The following is a 16,469-nucleotide window of genomic DNA, read 5'->3' on the forward strand; positions in this document are numbered from 1 at the left end:
ATTAAAGGATTAATACGTGTCGAAACTCATCGTCCCTGCGACCCATATCGCCCACGTTCGCGCACTTGAAGTTACCCCCATCGACGTCTCGGCGAATCCCCATGCCCCGCCCACCCATATGCGCAATCAGACGCAGGCGCCTGACATTGATCCGTCGCTTCGCAAAACCCTCAAAGCCCTGGACAAGCATCTGGGCCTGCTACGCATCGGTGAGATCATGATCAGTCGGGTCGAATTGCAAGCGCTGGGGGCGACCATTGACGGTCAACCGGTCAGTGCGGCGAACGCCCACATGAAGAGCGTGGATCAGGCATTTCTCGACGGACTCAATTTTCAATCGGCGCAGGTGCAGTCGCGCTTGCAGGCCGTGGATTTCCCCGACAATGACATGGCGGCAATGCTGTTTTACGAAATTGCCTGCAAGCGCTCGGTGGATGCCGGCCCACTGTTCATCAGTGACACGCCGCTGGCTTCCGGCAGCGCCATGGATCGTCTCAACAAGCTGGGCAAGGCTGCGCAAAAGCTGGAAATCCACCGTGCGGACGCGTTTGAAAACGCACCGGGCTGGATCAACAAGAGCAAAAGCTATTTGATGAGCGGCGCGGGAGTCGGCATGCAAGCCTTTGGCATCTACAGCAGCTACATGGCGCTGACCGATGCGATCAAGAAAGGCGAGGCACTGGAAATGCTGTACTACGGCGGATCCATCGCTGCAGAACTCGGCTCGCTGATCATCGAGCAGGGCCTGACCAGAACAGGCCAGGCGATGCTGACTCAGGGCAGCAACGTGCTGAGGGGTTTTGCGCTGACCTCAATCGGCAAATACATGAGCCGTGGTGCGGGACTGTTCGCCAGCGCGATTACCTTGCCGTTCGACATCGTTGACGCGATCAAATCCTTCAACGCCGCCGCCGCGACATCGGGCAAACAAGCTCAGGATCATTATTTCAGCGGTGCCCTGAGTGTAGCGGGCGCGGGTATCAGCCTGGTGCTGGGCGTCGCCGCGCTGGCCGGCTTCGGCAGCGTTGCCGGCCCGCTCGGCCTTGCGGCCGCTGCGCTGCTCATCGGCGGATCGATGATTTATCAGGCCGCCAGGGTCGTCGACGATATCGACGACTACATCGAACTGACGACACTCGAGCGTCTGCGCTCGGGATGGTTCGCCTTCACCGGCAAGGAACTGGACACCGAGGTGATGGATCGCTTCAAACTGTCCAGGCTTTACAGTGACTATGGAAAACAGCTCGAACTGTCGGCGAAAGACATGCTGGCCGGTGCTTACAAGGACTCCATCGCACAGGTAGTCAATGGCGCGTTTCGCGCTGAACTGCGCCCTGTCGAACTGTGGCGTTACCAGTGGGACGAAAGCGCCGGGCAGTTGCCGTTCAGACTCGACAGCCAGGCGGTGATCGTCGGCGGCGACGATGCAGTCGACGCGAGCCTCGGATTACCCGACAACCTCAAGGGCATGGTCAGTGGCAGCCCAGGCGAAGGCAAAGGCAAAGGCGTGTTCTGGCGTCTGGGTGATGGCAACGACCGCGTGGTTGGCGTCAAGGCGCGGCCCAACCTCTTCACCTACCGCGACGGCCATAAGGCACTGACGGGCGGCGACACAAATGATGCGTTCTACCAGGAAGTCTCTGATCAGGAACTGGATCGATCGAGCAAACCACCGCACATCAATGTGCTGGATGGCGGCTCGGGCAACGACCTGGTTGCGTTCGAAGGCGTCCGCCCGATTACCGACACGCGTTACATCGGTCACGACGTCAACCTGCAAACCGGCAAGGTCTCACTTCGCGGCCCGGACTCTGCGAACGACACCCTCGAAGTCGCCCATCTGACCTCCATTGAAAACGTTGCGACCTTGCGCAAAGGCACGAGCACTATCACGGGCAATGACCAGCCCAACCAGATTTCCGCCAACGGTTACGACCGCATCAGCGCCGGCGACGGCAACGACACGATCGCAATCTCTGGTACCGAGTGCACGATAGAGGGCGGCGGCGGCGAAGATCGCTATTACATCGCCGACACCAATGCACGTACAACGATCATCGAGTGTGGCGACCATTCGAGCCTGATCGAATTCGGCTGGCCGATGGCGGTCATTCAACGCTGGCAAATCATCGGCACCTCACTGGTGGTCAATTCTTTGCGCGGCAGGGACGGCAGCGACCCCGACCATGTGCTGACCCTTGAAAACGTCTACCAGACAGTCAACGGTCAGCGTCAATTGAACAATGCTCGGTGGGTGTTCCGCACTCTCGATGGCTATGAACTGCGCGCGCAACTGCCCACTCGACCTGGTGAAGCGTTGAGTCAGGACATCGAGGTTGCCGTCACTGTCAGCGGACGGCCGGCACCCGCCCCGGCAATCGTCAACGGTGGCACGGTGGCGCTGGACGGTCAGGACGTGCAGCGCCACTTCGTCGCACGTACCGAGCACAGGGTCGAATTCGTCGCCACAGGCAACGCTACCGGCGCCCGTACGATTTACCTGGATTACCAGGACAGCGAGATCGTCGACGTGGTGGTCAGCTATGGCGTGGAATTGCGCCAGGGTGTTTCGGGCAATACGCACCTGACCTACAACAACATCAGCCTGTCGATTCTGCTGCCATCCAGAGTGCTGGCCTTCAAAGGCGTGATCCAGACGATTGCCGCCGCGACGGGCTACAGTGGCCAAAACAGCCTGAAGGTCACGACACCGCTTCTGGCCCGGGACATCGTGCTGGTCATGCAGAATAACGTTTCATACCGCGTGCAGGTGCCCGCGTTCGATTACCGGGACGACGCCAGAAATCCCGGCATCCGAGTGCTCAGCTCGCGGAGCTGGTTGAAGCGGCGCAACGGAAAATATCCATTCATCCGCCCGCTGGTCAGCGAGAAACCATCACTGGGCGCACAGAACAGCAAAGTGGTCATCGAATCGCGGTCGCACACCGGGATTTATCTGCTCGAAGGCAAAAGCGCGACTTACGACGTTTATCTCGCCAGCAACAGCATCCTGCGTCTGGCCACACCGGGCGCTGCGGCAAAAACGGCCAATGCATCGAGATGGAATCTGTTCACCCGTACCCTGACAGAAACCGTCACGCGCGCCGACATTCAGCTCCAGGACAACCGCCTGCGCATTGCCAGCGTCACGGTGGAGTTGCCGGACATCTTGGATGACACCCCGGTGGAGTCCATCTGTGTGGTGACGTCAGCCGGCAACATTTATGAAGTCTCGCTGCTGTTTGAGGTGTTGCAGCTGTATGTGATCGACGCTCGTGGCTACGCCAGTGTCGAGGCATTGCTGGCAGATATCGACAAGCACAAACAACGCCACGAACTGGCCGCACGGGTCTACGTCACCCACATCGGTTACAAACCCGACACAGCAGGCACGCTGGTTTACAACTCGGTGAGCAATCAATGGAGCCTGCTGAATGATCTGCAAGAGCGCGTCGACCGCGAAGGTCTGTTCATCCCGGTCAACATGAGCTGACGGTGCGCTGCCGGTTTCAACATCGTGCCAGGGTGGGCCTGCGCTGATCTTCGTTTGCGCGTTGAGTCATGCGTTTTCCAAGTGAAACTAGGCGAACAGTTCGCCCTGCAACTCGTCGAGTAATGCCTGGATCGCATCCAGCCGTTGCTGAGGGTCGTCGAGTTGCAGCAGATCGATCTTGTCTTCTTCGGCGAACGGCAACAGGTAGGCAAGCTGATTGGCCAGTGACTGTTGACCGGCGGCTTCAGTGCCCATGTCCAACGCTTCGACCATCGGGTGTTCGGCCAGCGCCTTGAGCAGCGCGACCAGATCGGCGTCCTCGTCCTGCAACGGTTGCTCGGGCTCATCGTCCAGCCATTCGACGTCGGCGACGATCAACTGATCGCGCTGCACTTCGGTGCGCAACACCGTGAAACGCCGCCCGCCCTGGACGCGAATGCCGAGCAGGCCGTTGTCCTGTTGCTGGAAATCGGTGATCCGCGCCTCGCAGCCAACCATTGCGAAACCTTCTGGTGCCACACCGACTTCGTTGCCCTCCAGAATGCACACCACACCGAAACCGACGCCCTGCTTCATGCAGCGGCCGATCATGTCGAGGTAGCGCGCCTCGAAGATCTGCAGATCGAGGTTGCAGCCGGGGAACAGCACCGTGTTCAGCGGAAAAAGCGGCAGACTCATAGACATTTCCTTACACCACCATCGACACCGCCAACGGCAGGAACACCGCCGTGGCCACACCCATCAGACTCATTGCCAGCGCGGCGAACGCGCCGCACTCATCGTTTTCCTGCATCGCCACCGCCGTGCCGACCGCATGAGCGGTCATGCCCAGCGCCATGCCGCGCGCTTCGGGGCTGTGCACGCCGAGGCGGGTCAGCAGCGCCGGGCCGAAGATCGCGCCGATGACCCCGGTGATCAATACAAACACCGCTGCCAGCGCCGCCACACCGCCGATCTGCTCGGCAACCAGCATGGCGATCGGCGACGTCACCGATTTAGGCGCCATGGTCATCAGGATCATGTGATCGGCACCGAACCACCAGCCCAGCGCCACGCCCATGCCCGTTGCGACCACCCCGCCTATCACCAGAGTAGTAAAAATCGGCCAGAACAATTGCCGGATGCGGCGCAGATTCAGGTAGAGCGGCACCGCCAGCGCCACCGTGGCCGGCCCCAGCAGAATGCTGAGGATTTCGGTGCTCTTGCGATACTCCGCGTAGGTCAGGCCGCAGCCGACCAGCACACCGATCACCAACAACATGGAGACCAGCACCGGTTGCAGAAAGATCCAGCGGGTTTTCTCGAATGCCGCCAGCACCAGTTGATAAGCGCCTAGCGTGATGCCAATGCCGAACAGCGGATGATGAATCACCGAGGTCCACGCGCCTTGCCAGTCGAACAGCATCAGGATTCCTCCGCCGGCGGCGCATGACGTTTGACCAGCCGTTGCATGAGCACGCCGGCAAAGGCCATCGACAGGATCAGCGAGACCACCAGCGCGCCGACGATCGCCCAGAAGTCGGCGGCAATCGCCGTGGCATACACCATCACGCCCACCGCTGGCGGCACCAGCAGCAACGGCAGATAACGCAGCAGGCTGCCCGCCGCCTGATTCAGCGGCTCGCCGACTTCACCGCGAATGATCAGGAACACCAGCAACAGCAGCAGCCCGATGATCGGCCCCGGCAATATCGGCAACAGCAAATGATTGAGCGCCGTGCCGAGCAGTTGGAACAGCACCAGCAGGGTCAGGCCACGTAACAACATCTGACATCTCCGTCTTACATTTTCAGCCAGCAGGGGCTCGGCATTATAAGCATGCCAGCGCTATGGACCGGCATTCGCCAAAAGCATGGTCGGTTGACCTGAGCAAATCGCCATGATGATCTACAGTGGTTCGCAGGCCGGTCAAATCCGCCCCCTGAAAAACTATAAAACCGATGAACCCAAGGAGAGTCTCAATGCCCTATGTTCCAGTTGCAGAGCTCAAAGATTATGTCGGCAAGGAACTTGGACGTTCCGAATGGCTCACCATCGATCAGGAGCGCATCAACCTGTTCGCCGAAGCCACTGGTGATTTTCAGTTCATTCACGTCGATCCGGTCAAGGCTGCGCAAACGCCGTTTGGCAGCACGATTGCCCATGGTTTCCTGTCGCTGTCGCTGATGCCGAAACTGATGGAAGACATCCTCGTGCTGCCCGAAGGCGTGAAGATGGTCGTCAACTATGGCCTGGACAGCGTGCGTTTCATCCAGCCGGTCAAGGTCAATTCGAAAGTCCGACTGAAGGTCGACATGGTCGAAGTGACCGAGAAAAAACCCGGTCAGTGGCTGCTCAAGGCCACCGCGACACTGGAGATAGAAGGCTCGGACAAACCGGCCTACATCGCCGAGCCGCTGTCACTCTGCTTCGTCTGATCATCCCGGATGCGAAGCAGCGCACGCTGTTTCGCGTCACGTCTGTATATATGCGACGCATAGCTGCGGCATACTCGGTCGCCTAATTGCCCGGATCCCGCTATGCGCTCAATCGCTCGACTTGCACCCCTTGCCCTGACCCTGATGCTCACCGCTTGCGGCGACGGCGAATCGCTGTTGCCGCCGGATGCGCGCCTGCCCGATGGCGGACGCTATCGCGGTGAACTGGTCGACGGCTTGCTGCAAGGTCAGGGCCGCGTCGACTACCCCAACGGCAGCTGGTACGCCGGGGAGTTCGACAAGGGTCAGTGGCACGGGCAAGGCGAATGGCATGGCAGCAACGGCGAGGTCTATCGCGGCCAGTTCCAGCAAGGTCTGTTTGATGGACAGGGCAGCCTGAGCACCAATGCCAGCAGTTATGCCGGTGGTTTCAAGCAGGGCCGGCGCGATGGCGAAGGTACGCTGAAAGAAAACGGCATGACCTATCGCGGCGAGTTCAAGGCTGACCAGTATTCCGGCCTCGGCCGCCTGGAAATGGACGACGGCAGCTCCTATCAAGGCCAGTTCGCCCACGGCAAACCCAACGGCGAAGGCCAGCGCGGCGATGCCAGCGGCAATTCGTTCACGGGTCATTTCGTCAACGGTCAACTGGAAGGCAACGGCACTTACAACAGCGCCGACGGCGATATCTACGTCGGCGGCTTCAAGAACAATCAATTGCACGGCAAAGGCCGCTACGAGAACGCAGACGGCGACGTCTGGCTCGGCCAGTTCAAGGAAGGCGCGCTGACCGGCAAGGGCGAACTGATCGGCGCTGATGGCAGCCATTACATCGGTGTATTCAATGACTGGCGCTTCACCGGCCAGGGCCGTTTGAACCTTGCCGATGGCAGCTTCTACATCGGCGGCTTCGACAACGACAGCTATTCAGGACGCGGTACTCTGGTGCTGACCGATGGCAGCGTGCTCAGCGGCACCTGGATCAACGGCCAACGCGTACGCGACGCCGACGGCAAATTACTCCCCGACACTCTCGAACTCGGTTTGCTCGCCCAGGGTCGTCTGCTCGACGAGGCACTGGCGGCGATCCCCGCTTCGACTCCGGCAGTCGAGTTGTACACCCTGACCCTCGGTGGCGACGGCAAGCAAAGCGTGTTCCTGCGTGAATCCGATTACGTCGCCAACATGCTCAGTACGCGCTTCGGCGCCTACGGCCAGATCCGCCTGGTCAATCATCGCGATCATCTCGGCGACCGGCCGATGGCCACTCGCGAAAACCTGCGCCGCGCCGCGCAAGCCCTCGCCGAACGCAGCGGGCCGGAAGATCTGCTGTTCATTTATCTGACCAGCCACGGCACCGCCGAACATGAACTGGTGCTCGACCAGCCGCGCATGGAACTCGCCGATCTGCCCGCCGATGAACTCGCCGCCGTGCTCGCGCCGCTGAAGCATCGCGACAAGGTCATCGTGATTTCTTCGTGCTATTCCGGCGGTTTCATCCCGGCGCTGAAAGACGAACGCACGCTGATCATGACTGCCTCGCGCGCCGATCGGGTGTCGTTCGGTTGCTCGGAAGAAGCCAACTTCACTTATTTCGGCGATGCGCTGTTTGCCCAGGCACTGAACCAGACCGACGACCTTGAGCAGGCATTCAAACTGGCCAAGGCCACCGTCGCCGAACGTGAGCTGGCCGACGGTTTCGAAGCCTCGGAGCCGCAGATCTGGGCGCCGAAAACCGTGCTGTCGCACTGGCAACTGCTGCGTAAACAGCAAGCGCGCAAAGCGTTGCAAAGCAGCGCATTGAACGACGCGGCGAAAAAAGGCAACTAAGCTGAACAGTATCAAGGGAGAGACACTATGTACTTGACGCCTCAGCACGTATTGCTTGCCGGAGCCACCGGACTGACCGGTGAACATCTGCTCGACCGTTTGCTCAACGAACCAACCATTACCCGTGTCCTCGCCCCTTCGCGCCGGCCGCTGGCCGAGCATCCGCATCTGGAAAACCCGGTCGGTGACCCGCAGGCGTTTCTGCCGCAGCTCAGTGGCCGGGTCGATATCGCCTACTGCTGCCTCGGCACCACTATCAAGCAGGCCGGCTCCGAAGAAGCCTTTCGCGCAGTCGATCTGGACATGGTCGTGGCGTTCGCCAAGCGCGCCCGGGAGATGGGCGCGCGGCACCTGATCGTGATCAGTGCGATTGGCGCCGATCCGAATTCCTCGGTGTTCTACAACCGGGTCAAAGGTGAAATGGAACAGGCCCTGCGCGCGCAGAACTGGCCGCAGCTGACCATTTGCCGACCTTCGCTGTTGCTTGGCGAACGCACCGAACCACGCCTGGTCGAGCAACTGGCCGGGCCATTGTCGAAGCTGATTCCGGGGAAATACCACGGCATCGAAGCGTGCCAGTTGGCGCGAGCGATGTGGCGCCTGGCGCTGGAAGAACAGGATGGGGTGCGGGTGATCGAATCGGATGAACTGCGCAAGTTAGGCAAATAATCCATCCACCCATGATGATCATTCCCACGCTCTGCGTGGGAATGCAGCCATGGACGCTCTGCGTCCTAAAAGCGTGACGCGGAGCGTCACAGGATGCGTTACCACGCAGAGCGTGGGAACGATCAGTCGCTACAATCCACCAGTCGCTTGAAAACCTACGCCAATCACGGTGAGCAACGACAACGGCAACAACAGCGTATCGAGCAACGCGCTGGCCGGCAGGTCCACTCCCGGATAGCTCGGCGCCTCGGCACCGAACCGGTCCATCGCACAACACCCGCCGTTCAACGCATACAAATCCAGCCGCGTCCCGGCATACACCACCGGCGCGCCGGGTTTGGCCGCATCCAGCGTGCGCACGGTAGCGCATCCACCCAATTGCAGCGCCAGCACAAGCACCAGCAGCTTATTCATCGCTGCTCAAGTGATGCTCGCCCCAACGCGGCAGCATGTCCTGCGGGATGCCGAGCAGATTGAGAATCCGCGCCACAACGAAGTCGATCAGATCATCGATGGTCTGCGGCTGGTGATAGAAGCCCGGCGAGGCCGGCAGAATCGTCACGCCCAGATTCGACAGCTTGAGCATGTGCTCCAGATGGATGCTCGAGTACGGCGCCTCGCGCGGCACCAGAATCAACTGGCGGCGCTCTTTCAGCGTAACGTCCGCCGCGCGTTCGATCAGGTTGTTGCAGGCGCCGGTGGCAATCGCCGACAGCGTGCCGGTCGAACACGGCACCACTACCATGGCTGCCGGCGCGCCGGAGCCCGAAGCCACCGGCGACATCCAGTCTTCCTTGCCATACACGCGAATCTGCCCGGCAGCGGCGCCGGTGTATTCGGTCAGAAACGCCTGCATCATCTGCGGCTTGTTCGGCAGGGACACGTCGGTCTCGGTGGCCATTACCAGTTGCGCAGCCTTGGAGATCAGGAAGTGCACTTCGCGATCTTCGCGCACCAGGCAATCGAGCAGGCGCAAGCCGTACTGCGCGCCCGAGGCGCCGGTCATCGCCAGGGTGATGCGTTCCGGGCCGCCGGCCTGGGAAAACGTATTCATTGCAGCGCCTCGGCAAGCTTGCCGTGCAGGCCGCCGAAGCCGCCGTTGCTCATGATCACTACGTGCGTGCCGGGCTGCGCCTGGCTCTTCACGCGCTCGATGATGCCTTCCAGGGAATCGCTGACAATCGACGGCACCGTGCACAATGCGGCGGTGGCGCCGAGATCCCAACCGAGATTGGCCGGGGCATACCAGATCACTTGATCGGCATCGACCACACTGTCCGGCAAACCGTCACGGTGGGCGCCGAGCTTCATCGAATTGGAGCGCGGCTCGATGATCGCAATCAGTGGCGCGTCGCCGATGCGTTTGCGCAGGCCGTCGAGGGTGGTAGCGATGGCGGTCGGGTGATGAGCGAAGTCGTCGTAAATGGTGATGCCGCGCACTTCGGCGACTTTCTCCATACGCCGTTTGACGTTCTTGAACGCGCTCAACCCGGCGATGCCCATCGATGGCACCACGCCAACGTGACGCGCCGCAGCCAGCGCGGCCAAGGCATTGGCGACGTTGTGTTGACCGGTCAATTCCCACTCGACGGTGCCCTGGGACACGCCTTCGAACATCACTTCGAACGCCGAGCCGTCCTCGCTCAGCAGCTTGACCTGCCACTGACCGCCGGCGCCGGTGGTTTGCACCGGGGTCCAGCAACCCATCTCGATCACGCGCTGCAACGCTGGCTCGGTAGTCGGGTGGATGACCAGCCCTTCGCTCGGAATGGTGCGCACCAAATGGTGGAACTGACGTTCGATTGCTGGCAGATCGGGAAAAATGTCGGCGTGATCGAACTCAAGATTGTTAAGGATGGCGGTGCGTGGACGGTAGTGGACGAATTTCGAGCGCTTGTCGAAGAAGGCGCTGTCGTATTCATCAGCCTCGATCACAAAGAACGGCGTACCGCCCAGGCGCGCCGACACCGAGAAATTCTGCGGCACGCCGCCGATGAGGAAACCCGGGCTCATCCCGGCATGCTCCAGCACCCAGGCGAGCATGCTGCTGGTGGTGGTTTTGCCATGCGTACCGGCCACGGCCAATACCCAGCGACCTTGCAGCACGTGGTCAGCCAGCCACTGCGGGCCGGAGACGTACGGCAGGCCTTTGTTCAACACATATTCCACCGCCGGGTTACCACGGGACATGGCATTGCCGATCACCACCAGATCCGGCGCCGGATCGAGCTGCGCCGGGTCATAACCCTGCGTCAGCTGAATGCCTTGGGCCTCAAGCTGTGTGCTCATCGGCGGATAGACGTTGGCGTCGGAGCCGGTGACGTGATGGCCCAGCTCTTTGGCCAACACCGCCATCGAGCCCATGAAAGTCCCGCAGATACCCAGAATATGAATGTGCATAGTCGACCTCGTAAAACATGGCCGCAGGTTAGCGTAGGGAGGGGGAAATGGCACTCTTTAGCTGAAGGATGGAGACGGGTTGGCGGCTACATCTGCGCACGGCTTCAGACCGCAGCCCCTCACCCCAGCCCTCTCCCGAGGGAGAGGGAGCCGATCTCGGTCGCTTTCAAATTTTTAGTTCGGCTCGATATTTCAGGTCGGCGTAAATCGCCAAAACACCTCGGTCAGTCCCCTCTCCCTCTGGGAGAGGGCTAGGGTGAGGGCTTTCAGCTGACACGCCGCTCAATTCCGTGTTTACGCAGTTTTCTATAAAGGGTGTTGCGGCTTACGCCCAGTTGCTGCGCTGTATGGGTCATGTGCCAGCGCGTCTGCTCCAGCGCATTGAGCAATGCAAGACGCTCGGCGTCGTCCAGTGGCTGGGCGGCGATCTGCGCCGCCACCACCGCCGGCCGCGCCTGCCGAATCATCACCGGCAAATCCTCAACGCCGACCCGCCCGCCATCACACAACGCCGCCAGCGTACGCAGGACATTGCGCAACTGCCGCACATTGCCCGGCCAGTTGAATGCGAGCAACGCCTGCCGCGCCGCTTCGTCGATCAGGATCGTTTCACCCCCTGCCTCCTCGGCCAGGAGAAAGTCCAGCAACTGCGATTTATCACTGCGCTCACGCAATGCCGGCAGCGCCACTTCCAAGCCGTTCAAGCGGTAATACAGGTCTTCACGGAAACTGCCGTCCTCGACCCGCTCGAGCAGATTGCGGTGCGTCGCGCTGATGATGCGCACGTCCACCGCTTGCGGCTCGCCGCCAATCGGCACCACTTGCCGATCTTCCAGCACCCGCAGCAAGCGCGTCTGCAACGCCAGTGGCATGTCGCCGATTTCGTCGAGGAACAAGGTGCCGCCATCTGCCTGTTGCAGCTTGCCGCGCATGCCGTCCTTGCGTGCGCCGGTGAAGCTGCCGCCGCGATAGCCGAACAGTTCGCTCTCGATCAGGCTTTCCGGAATGGCCGCGCAATTGAGTGCGACGAAGGCATTGCCGCAGCGCTGGCTGGCCTGGTGCACAGCCTTGGCGAACGCCTCCTTGCCCGAGCCGGTTTCGCCGTTGATCAACAGCGGCACGTCGCGCTCGAACACGCGCAGGGCTTTGCGAAATTCCGCCTGCAACGCTTCATCGCCGAGGCAGATGCCGGACAGGCGTGGCGCTGGAGTAGCGATTGGCGCTGGAACAATGGCTGTCGGCTTGCGCGATTCGCCGCGCAACACGGCAAACAGATGCCGGCCATCACGGGTGCGCAGTGGCCAACTGGCACTGGCGTTGGCGCTCGCCCGCCCGAGCAGGTCATCCAGCGAACAATCGAAAAACGCTTCCACCGGTTTACCGAGCAAACCACCGCGAATATGCCCGAGCAGGTTCAGCGCGCTCTGGTTGACTGCGCTGATCCGCCCTTCGCCGTCAAACGCCAGCAGCCCTTCGCTGAACAGGCCGACGGACTCGGCCTGCAGATGAAAGCGCAGCAACCACTGATTGTCGAAACAGCGCAGGAAGTAGCAGCTCTCAATCATCTTCGCCGACAGATTGACCAGCGCCATGGTGTGGAACTGGCTCTGCCGCGAGACGTCCGGCCGCGCCGAAGACACATCGAGTACCGCCAGCAATTCACCATGGGGATCGAACACCGGGCTCGCCGAACAGGTCAGCCCGGTGTGGCGGCCGCGAAAGTGTTCGTCCTGGTGAATGGTCAGCGCCTGACGCTCGACCAGGCAGGTGCCGATGCCGTTGGTGCCTTCGCAGGCTTCGCTCCAGTCGGCGCCGAGCCAGAGCCCGGCGCGCTCGAAAATCTTCCGTTCGGCCGGCGCGGTGACGCAATTGAGGATCACACCGCGCGCGTCAGTCAGCAGCACCGCATGGCCAGCACCGGAGAGTTGCTGATGCAGGCTGCTCATCTCGGTGCCGGCGATTTGCAGCACTTGTTGCAGACGTTCGCGACTTTCCAGCACTCGGCCATGCTCGAGCACGGTCGGCGCCATGGTCACAGAAGGATCGAGGTGGTAGTCCTCAAGGCAACGCAGCCACGAACGGGCGATCGATGGATCGGCGCCGGGGCCGTGCAGGTGCGGTTTGCCCTGGGTGACGGTGAGAACCTGGCGGGCATGGCGACTCAAATGGTTGTCGTGCATTTCTTATTGTTCTCCCCGGGGCGCGATGGCCCAAAGCATGAGGTGACGCCCAGCATCCTCCAGCGACTCCGGCAATGCAATGCTGGCAAGACCGCCCGGTCACGGGCTGTGCCGCAAGCGGTACAAACTGTCACCCGTGCTGTACCGATACCGTCACAGCACCACTCCACTCGTCCGAGACAAACCGGCCAAGCCCTTGATTTGCCTGACCTGCACGGCAGTGGCCCGAGCCTTGCTCTACGCTTATAGCAAGCGCACTTGCGCGTTTCTCTAATAAGTACAAAGCCAAGGAGAACATCATCATGCGTTACGCCCACCCCGGTACTGACGGCGCCAAAGTCTCGTTCAAGAGCAAGTACGGCAACTACATCGGCGGCGAGTTCGTCGCGCCGGTCAAAGGTCAGTACTTCACCAATACCTCGCCAGTCAATGGCCAGCCAATTGCCGAATTCCCTCGCTCCACCGCCGAAGACATCGACAAGGCGCTGGACGCTGCCCACGCCGCCGCCGATGCGTGGGGCGCCACTTCCGTGCAGGCGCGATCGCTGATCCTGCTGAAAATCGCCGATCGCATCGAAGAGAATCTCGAACTGCTGGCGATCACCGAAACCTGGGACAACGGTAAAGCCATCCGCGAAACCCTCAACGCCGACATCCCGCTCGCCGCTGACCATTTCCGTTATTTCGCCGGTTGCCTGCGCGCCCAGGAAGGCAGCGCTGCGGAAATCGACGGCAACACCGTGGCCTACCACATCCATGAACCGCTGGGCGTGGTCGGCCAGATCATCCCGTGGAACTTCCCGCTGCTGATGGCCGCGTGGAAGCTCGCGCCAGCGCTGGCCGCCGGTAACTGCGTGGTGCTCAAACCTGCCGAGCAAACCCCGCTGGGCATCTGCGTGCTGATGGAACTGATCGGCGACCTGCTGCCGCCGGGCGTGCTCAACGTCGTGCAAGGCTTCGGCAAAGAAGCCGGCGAGGCGCTGGCGACCAGCAAGCGCATCGCCAAAATTGCTTTCACCGGCTCGACTCCGGTCGGCTCGCACATCATGAAATGCGCAGCGGAAAACATCATTCCGTCGACCGTGGAACTGGGCGGCAAGTCGCCGAACATATTCTTCGAAGACATCATGCAGGCCGAGCCGAGCTTCATCGAAAAAGCCGCCGAAGGCCTGGTGCTGGCGTTCTTCAACCAGGGCGAAGTGTGCACCTGCCCTTCCCGCGCGCTGGTGCAGGAATCGATCTACGACGAATTCATGCAGGCAGTGATGAAGAAAGTCAGCCAGATCAAACGTGGCGACCCGCTGGACACCGACACCATGGTCGGCGCCCAGGCATCGGAGCAGCAATTCGACAAGATCCTCTCGTACCTGGAAATCGCCAAGGGCGAAGGTGCGGAGCTGCTGACCGGCGGCAAGGTGGAAAAACTCGAGGGCAGCCTGGCCACCGGTTATTACATCCAGCCAACCCTGCTCAAGGGCACCAACAAGATGCGCGTGTTCCAGGAAGAAATCTTCGGCCCGGTGGTGAGCATCACCACCTTCAAGGACGAAGCCGAAGCCCTGGCGATTGCCAACGACACCGAGTTCGGCCTCGGCGCCGGCCTGTGGACCCGCGACATCAACCGCGCCTACCGGATGGGCCGGGCGATCAAGGCCGGTCGCGTGTGGACCAACTGCTACCACCTGTACCCGGCGCATGCCGCGTTCGGCGGTTACAAGAAGTCCGGCGTCGGGCGTGAAACCCACAAAATGATGCTCGACCATTATCAGCAGACCAAGAACCTGCTGGTGAGCTACGACATCAATCCGTTGGGATTCTTCTGATCCTGCGATGCTGATCGTTCCCACGCTCTGCGTGGGAATCCAGCCCGGGACGCTCCGCGTTCCTTCAAAGCCGAACGCGGAGCGTCCGTTGATACATTCCTATGCTGCGCGTGGGAACGATCAGGTTCCTGGCTGTAGCCGGGCCAATAAAACAATAAAAATGGTGAACCCTATGCCAAGCGAATCCCCGGCCGGCGCTCCGGCGACCGGCTCAACCGTCGACTTCGAAAAAGTCGGCTCCGATTATTTCCAACAACGCGAACTGAAAAAAGGCGCCGCCGGCTGGGTCCTGCTGGTGGGCCTCGGCGTCGCTTATGTGATTTCCGGCGACTACGCCGGCTGGAACTTCGGCCTCGCCCAGGGTGGCTGGGGCGGCATGTTTCTCGCCACGCTGCTGATGGCGACCATGTACCTGTGCATGTGTTTTTCCCTGGCCGAATTGTCGTCGATGATTCCCACCGCTGGCGGCGGCTACGGTTTCGCCCGCAGTGCGTTCGGGCCGTGGGGCGGGTTTCTTACCGGCACCGCGATCCTCATCGAGTACGCCATCGCCCCCGCCGCCATCGCGGTGTTCATCGGCGCCTACTGCGAGTCGCTGTTCGGTATTGGCGGCTGGATGATCTATCTGGCGTTCTACATCATCTTCATCGCCATCCACATTTTCGGGGTCGGCGAAGCGCTCAAGCTGATGTTCATCATTACCGCCGTCGCCGCGCTGGCGCTGGGGGTGTTTCTGGTGGCGATGGTGCCGCACTTCGACGTTGCCAACCTGCTCGACATCCCGGTGACCACTGCGGTCGGTGCCAGCCCGTTTCTGCCGTTCGGCTACGTCGGCGTGTGGGCGGCGATTCCCTATGCGATCTGGTTTTTCCTCGCCGTCGAAGGCGTGCCATTGGCCGCAGAAGAAACCAAAAACCCCAAGCGCGATCTGCCGCGTGGCCTGATAGGGGCAATGCTGGTGCTGCTGATGTTTGCCCTGCTGATTCTGATCGTCGGCCCTGGCGGCGCTGGTGCGAATTCGCTGCTGACCTCCGGTAATCCACTGGTCGAAGCACTGAGCAAAGCCTACGGTGGCTCGACCTGGATGGGCAGCTTCGTCAACCTTGTCGGTCTGGCTGGGCTGATTGCCAGTTTCTTCTCGATCATCTACGCCTACTCGCGGCAGATCTTCGCGCTGTCGCGGGCCGGTTATCTGCCGCGCAAACTGTCGCAGACCAACAAGAGCAAGGCACCGGTGCTGGCTCTGGTGATTCCCGGCATCATCGGCTTTGGTCTGTCGCTGACCGGCCAGGGCGATTTGCTGATTCTGGTCGCGGTGTTCGGCGCGACCATTTCCTATGTGCTGATGATGGCCGCACACATCACCCTGCGTATCCGGCGCCCCAAAATGGACCGGCCGTATCGCACGCCGGGCGGCATTTTCACCTCGGGTGTGGCGCTGGTGCTGGCGTGCATCGCCGTGGTGGCGGGTTTCCTCGTCGATCCACGGGTGGTGATCGGCGCCGCGATCATCTATGGAGTGTTAATTGCTTACTTTGCTTTCTACAGTCGGCATCACTTGGTAGCAGGCACGCCGGAAGAAGAATTCGCGGCGATTCAAAAAGCTGAACAAGCCTTGCACTGATTGTCGAAAACCACGGCGCAGAGCTGTTCTGCG

At 61.1% G+C, this 16,469-nt stretch carries 13 protein-coding genes; 6 read left to right on the top strand and 7 right to left on the bottom strand.

Going from position 1 to position 16,469, the window contains the following annotated elements:
• Positions 1–16: 16 nt before the first annotated feature.
• The gene (locus tag AB9L16_RS22660; protein ID WP_375122736.1) at positions 17–3,493 is read left to right on the top strand and encodes a calcium-binding protein; all 3,477 of its coding nucleotides are present in this window, start codon (positions 17–19) and stop codon (positions 3,491–3,493) included.
• A gap of 87 nt (positions 3,494–3,580) precedes the next feature.
• Here the strand turns inward: AB9L16_RS22660 and AB9L16_RS22665 are convergent, their stop codons facing one another.
• Genes AB9L16_RS22665 through AB9L16_RS22675 form a run of 3 tightly spaced genes read right to left on the bottom strand, consistent with a single transcriptional unit; the run spans position 3,581 to position 5,260 of the window.
• Positions 3,581–4,171: an LON peptidase substrate-binding domain-containing protein gene (locus AB9L16_RS22665; RefSeq protein WP_041477716.1), complete on the bottom strand. Its 591-nt coding sequence runs from the start codon at positions 4,169–4,171 to the stop codon at positions 3,581–3,583.
• A gap of 10 nt (positions 4,172–4,181) precedes the next feature.
• On the bottom strand, positions 4,182–4,898 hold the full coding sequence (locus AB9L16_RS22670; RefSeq protein ID WP_236168742.1) for an LrgB family protein: 717 nt from the start codon (positions 4,896–4,898) through the stop codon (positions 4,182–4,184).
• Positions 4,898–5,260, bottom strand: a complete 363-nt coding sequence (locus AB9L16_RS22675; protein ID WP_016773012.1) for a CidA/LrgA family protein — start codon at positions 5,258–5,260, stop codon at positions 4,898–4,900. Before AB9L16_RS22675 ends, AB9L16_RS22670 begins: the two co-directional genes overlap by 1 nt.
• A gap of 194 nt (positions 5,261–5,454) precedes the next feature.
• Here AB9L16_RS22675 and AB9L16_RS22680 point away from each other — a divergent pair, with 194 nt between their 5' ends.
• The 3 genes from AB9L16_RS22680 to AB9L16_RS22690 all read left to right on the top strand — a co-directional run bounded on the left by AB9L16_RS22680 (position 5,455) and on the right by AB9L16_RS22690 (position 8,409).
• Positions 5,455–5,910: a MaoC family dehydratase gene (locus AB9L16_RS22680; RefSeq protein WP_016773011.1), complete on the top strand. Its 456-nt coding sequence runs from the start codon at positions 5,455–5,457 to the stop codon at positions 5,908–5,910.
• 102 nt (positions 5,911–6,012) lie between these two features.
• The gene (locus AB9L16_RS22685) at positions 6,013–7,740 is read left to right on the top strand and encodes a C13 family peptidase (protein WP_375122737.1); all 1,728 of its coding nucleotides are present in this window, start codon (positions 6,013–6,015) and stop codon (positions 7,738–7,740) included.
• 27 nt (positions 7,741–7,767) lie between these two features.
• Complete coding sequence (locus tag AB9L16_RS22690) at positions 7,768–8,409, top strand: oxidoreductase (RefSeq protein WP_016773010.1); 642 nt, start codon at positions 7,768–7,770, stop codon at positions 8,407–8,409.
• A 129-nt stretch (positions 8,410–8,538) separates the two neighbouring features.
• Here AB9L16_RS22690 and AB9L16_RS22695 read toward each other — a convergent pair whose 3' ends face one another.
• The 4 genes from AB9L16_RS22695 to AB9L16_RS22710 form a co-directional block, all read right to left on the bottom strand.
• Positions 8,539–8,823, bottom strand: a complete 285-nt coding sequence (locus AB9L16_RS22695; protein ID WP_095181909.1) for a YceK/YidQ family lipoprotein — start codon at positions 8,821–8,823, stop codon at positions 8,539–8,541.
• Positions 8,816–9,463 (bottom strand): flavin prenyltransferase UbiX, encoded by a 648-nt coding sequence (ubiX, locus tag AB9L16_RS22700; protein WP_024014462.1) that lies wholly within the window; start codon positions 9,461–9,463, stop codon positions 8,816–8,818. The genes AB9L16_RS22695 and ubiX overlap by 8 nt, the downstream gene beginning before the upstream one ends.
• The gene (gene mpl / locus AB9L16_RS22705) at positions 9,460–10,809 is read right to left on the bottom strand and encodes a UDP-N-acetylmuramate:L-alanyl-gamma-D-glutamyl-meso-diaminopimelate ligase (RefSeq protein WP_016773007.1); all 1,350 of its coding nucleotides are present in this window, start codon (positions 10,807–10,809) and stop codon (positions 9,460–9,462) included. The genes ubiX and mpl overlap by 4 nt, the downstream gene beginning before the upstream one ends.
• A gap of 266 nt (positions 10,810–11,075) precedes the next feature.
• On the bottom strand, positions 11,076–12,989 hold the full coding sequence (locus tag AB9L16_RS22710; RefSeq protein ID WP_375122738.1) for a sigma-54-dependent Fis family transcriptional regulator: 1,914 nt from the start codon (positions 12,987–12,989) through the stop codon (positions 11,076–11,078).
• 302 nt (positions 12,990–13,291) lie between these two features.
• On the opposite strand from AB9L16_RS22710, the gene AB9L16_RS22715 reads away from it, so the two are divergent.
• Both AB9L16_RS22715 and eat read left to right on the top strand, forming a co-directional pair.
• Positions 13,292–14,812 (top strand): aldehyde dehydrogenase family protein, encoded by a 1,521-nt coding sequence (locus tag AB9L16_RS22715; protein ID WP_024014465.1) that lies wholly within the window; start codon positions 13,292–13,294, stop codon positions 14,810–14,812.
• Positions 14,813–14,984: 172 nt separating this feature from the next.
• Positions 14,985–16,436, top strand: a complete 1,452-nt coding sequence (gene eat, locus AB9L16_RS22720; protein WP_150638391.1) for an ethanolamine permease — start codon at positions 14,985–14,987, stop codon at positions 16,434–16,436.
• The last annotated feature ends 33 nt before the right edge of the window (positions 16,437–16,469 follow it).

Origin of the sequence: Pseudomonas sp. LW8 (assembly GCF_041956865.1) — a bacterium.
Lineage (GTDB): Bacteria > Pseudomonadota > Gammaproteobacteria > Pseudomonadales > Pseudomonadaceae > Aquipseudomonas > Aquipseudomonas siliginis.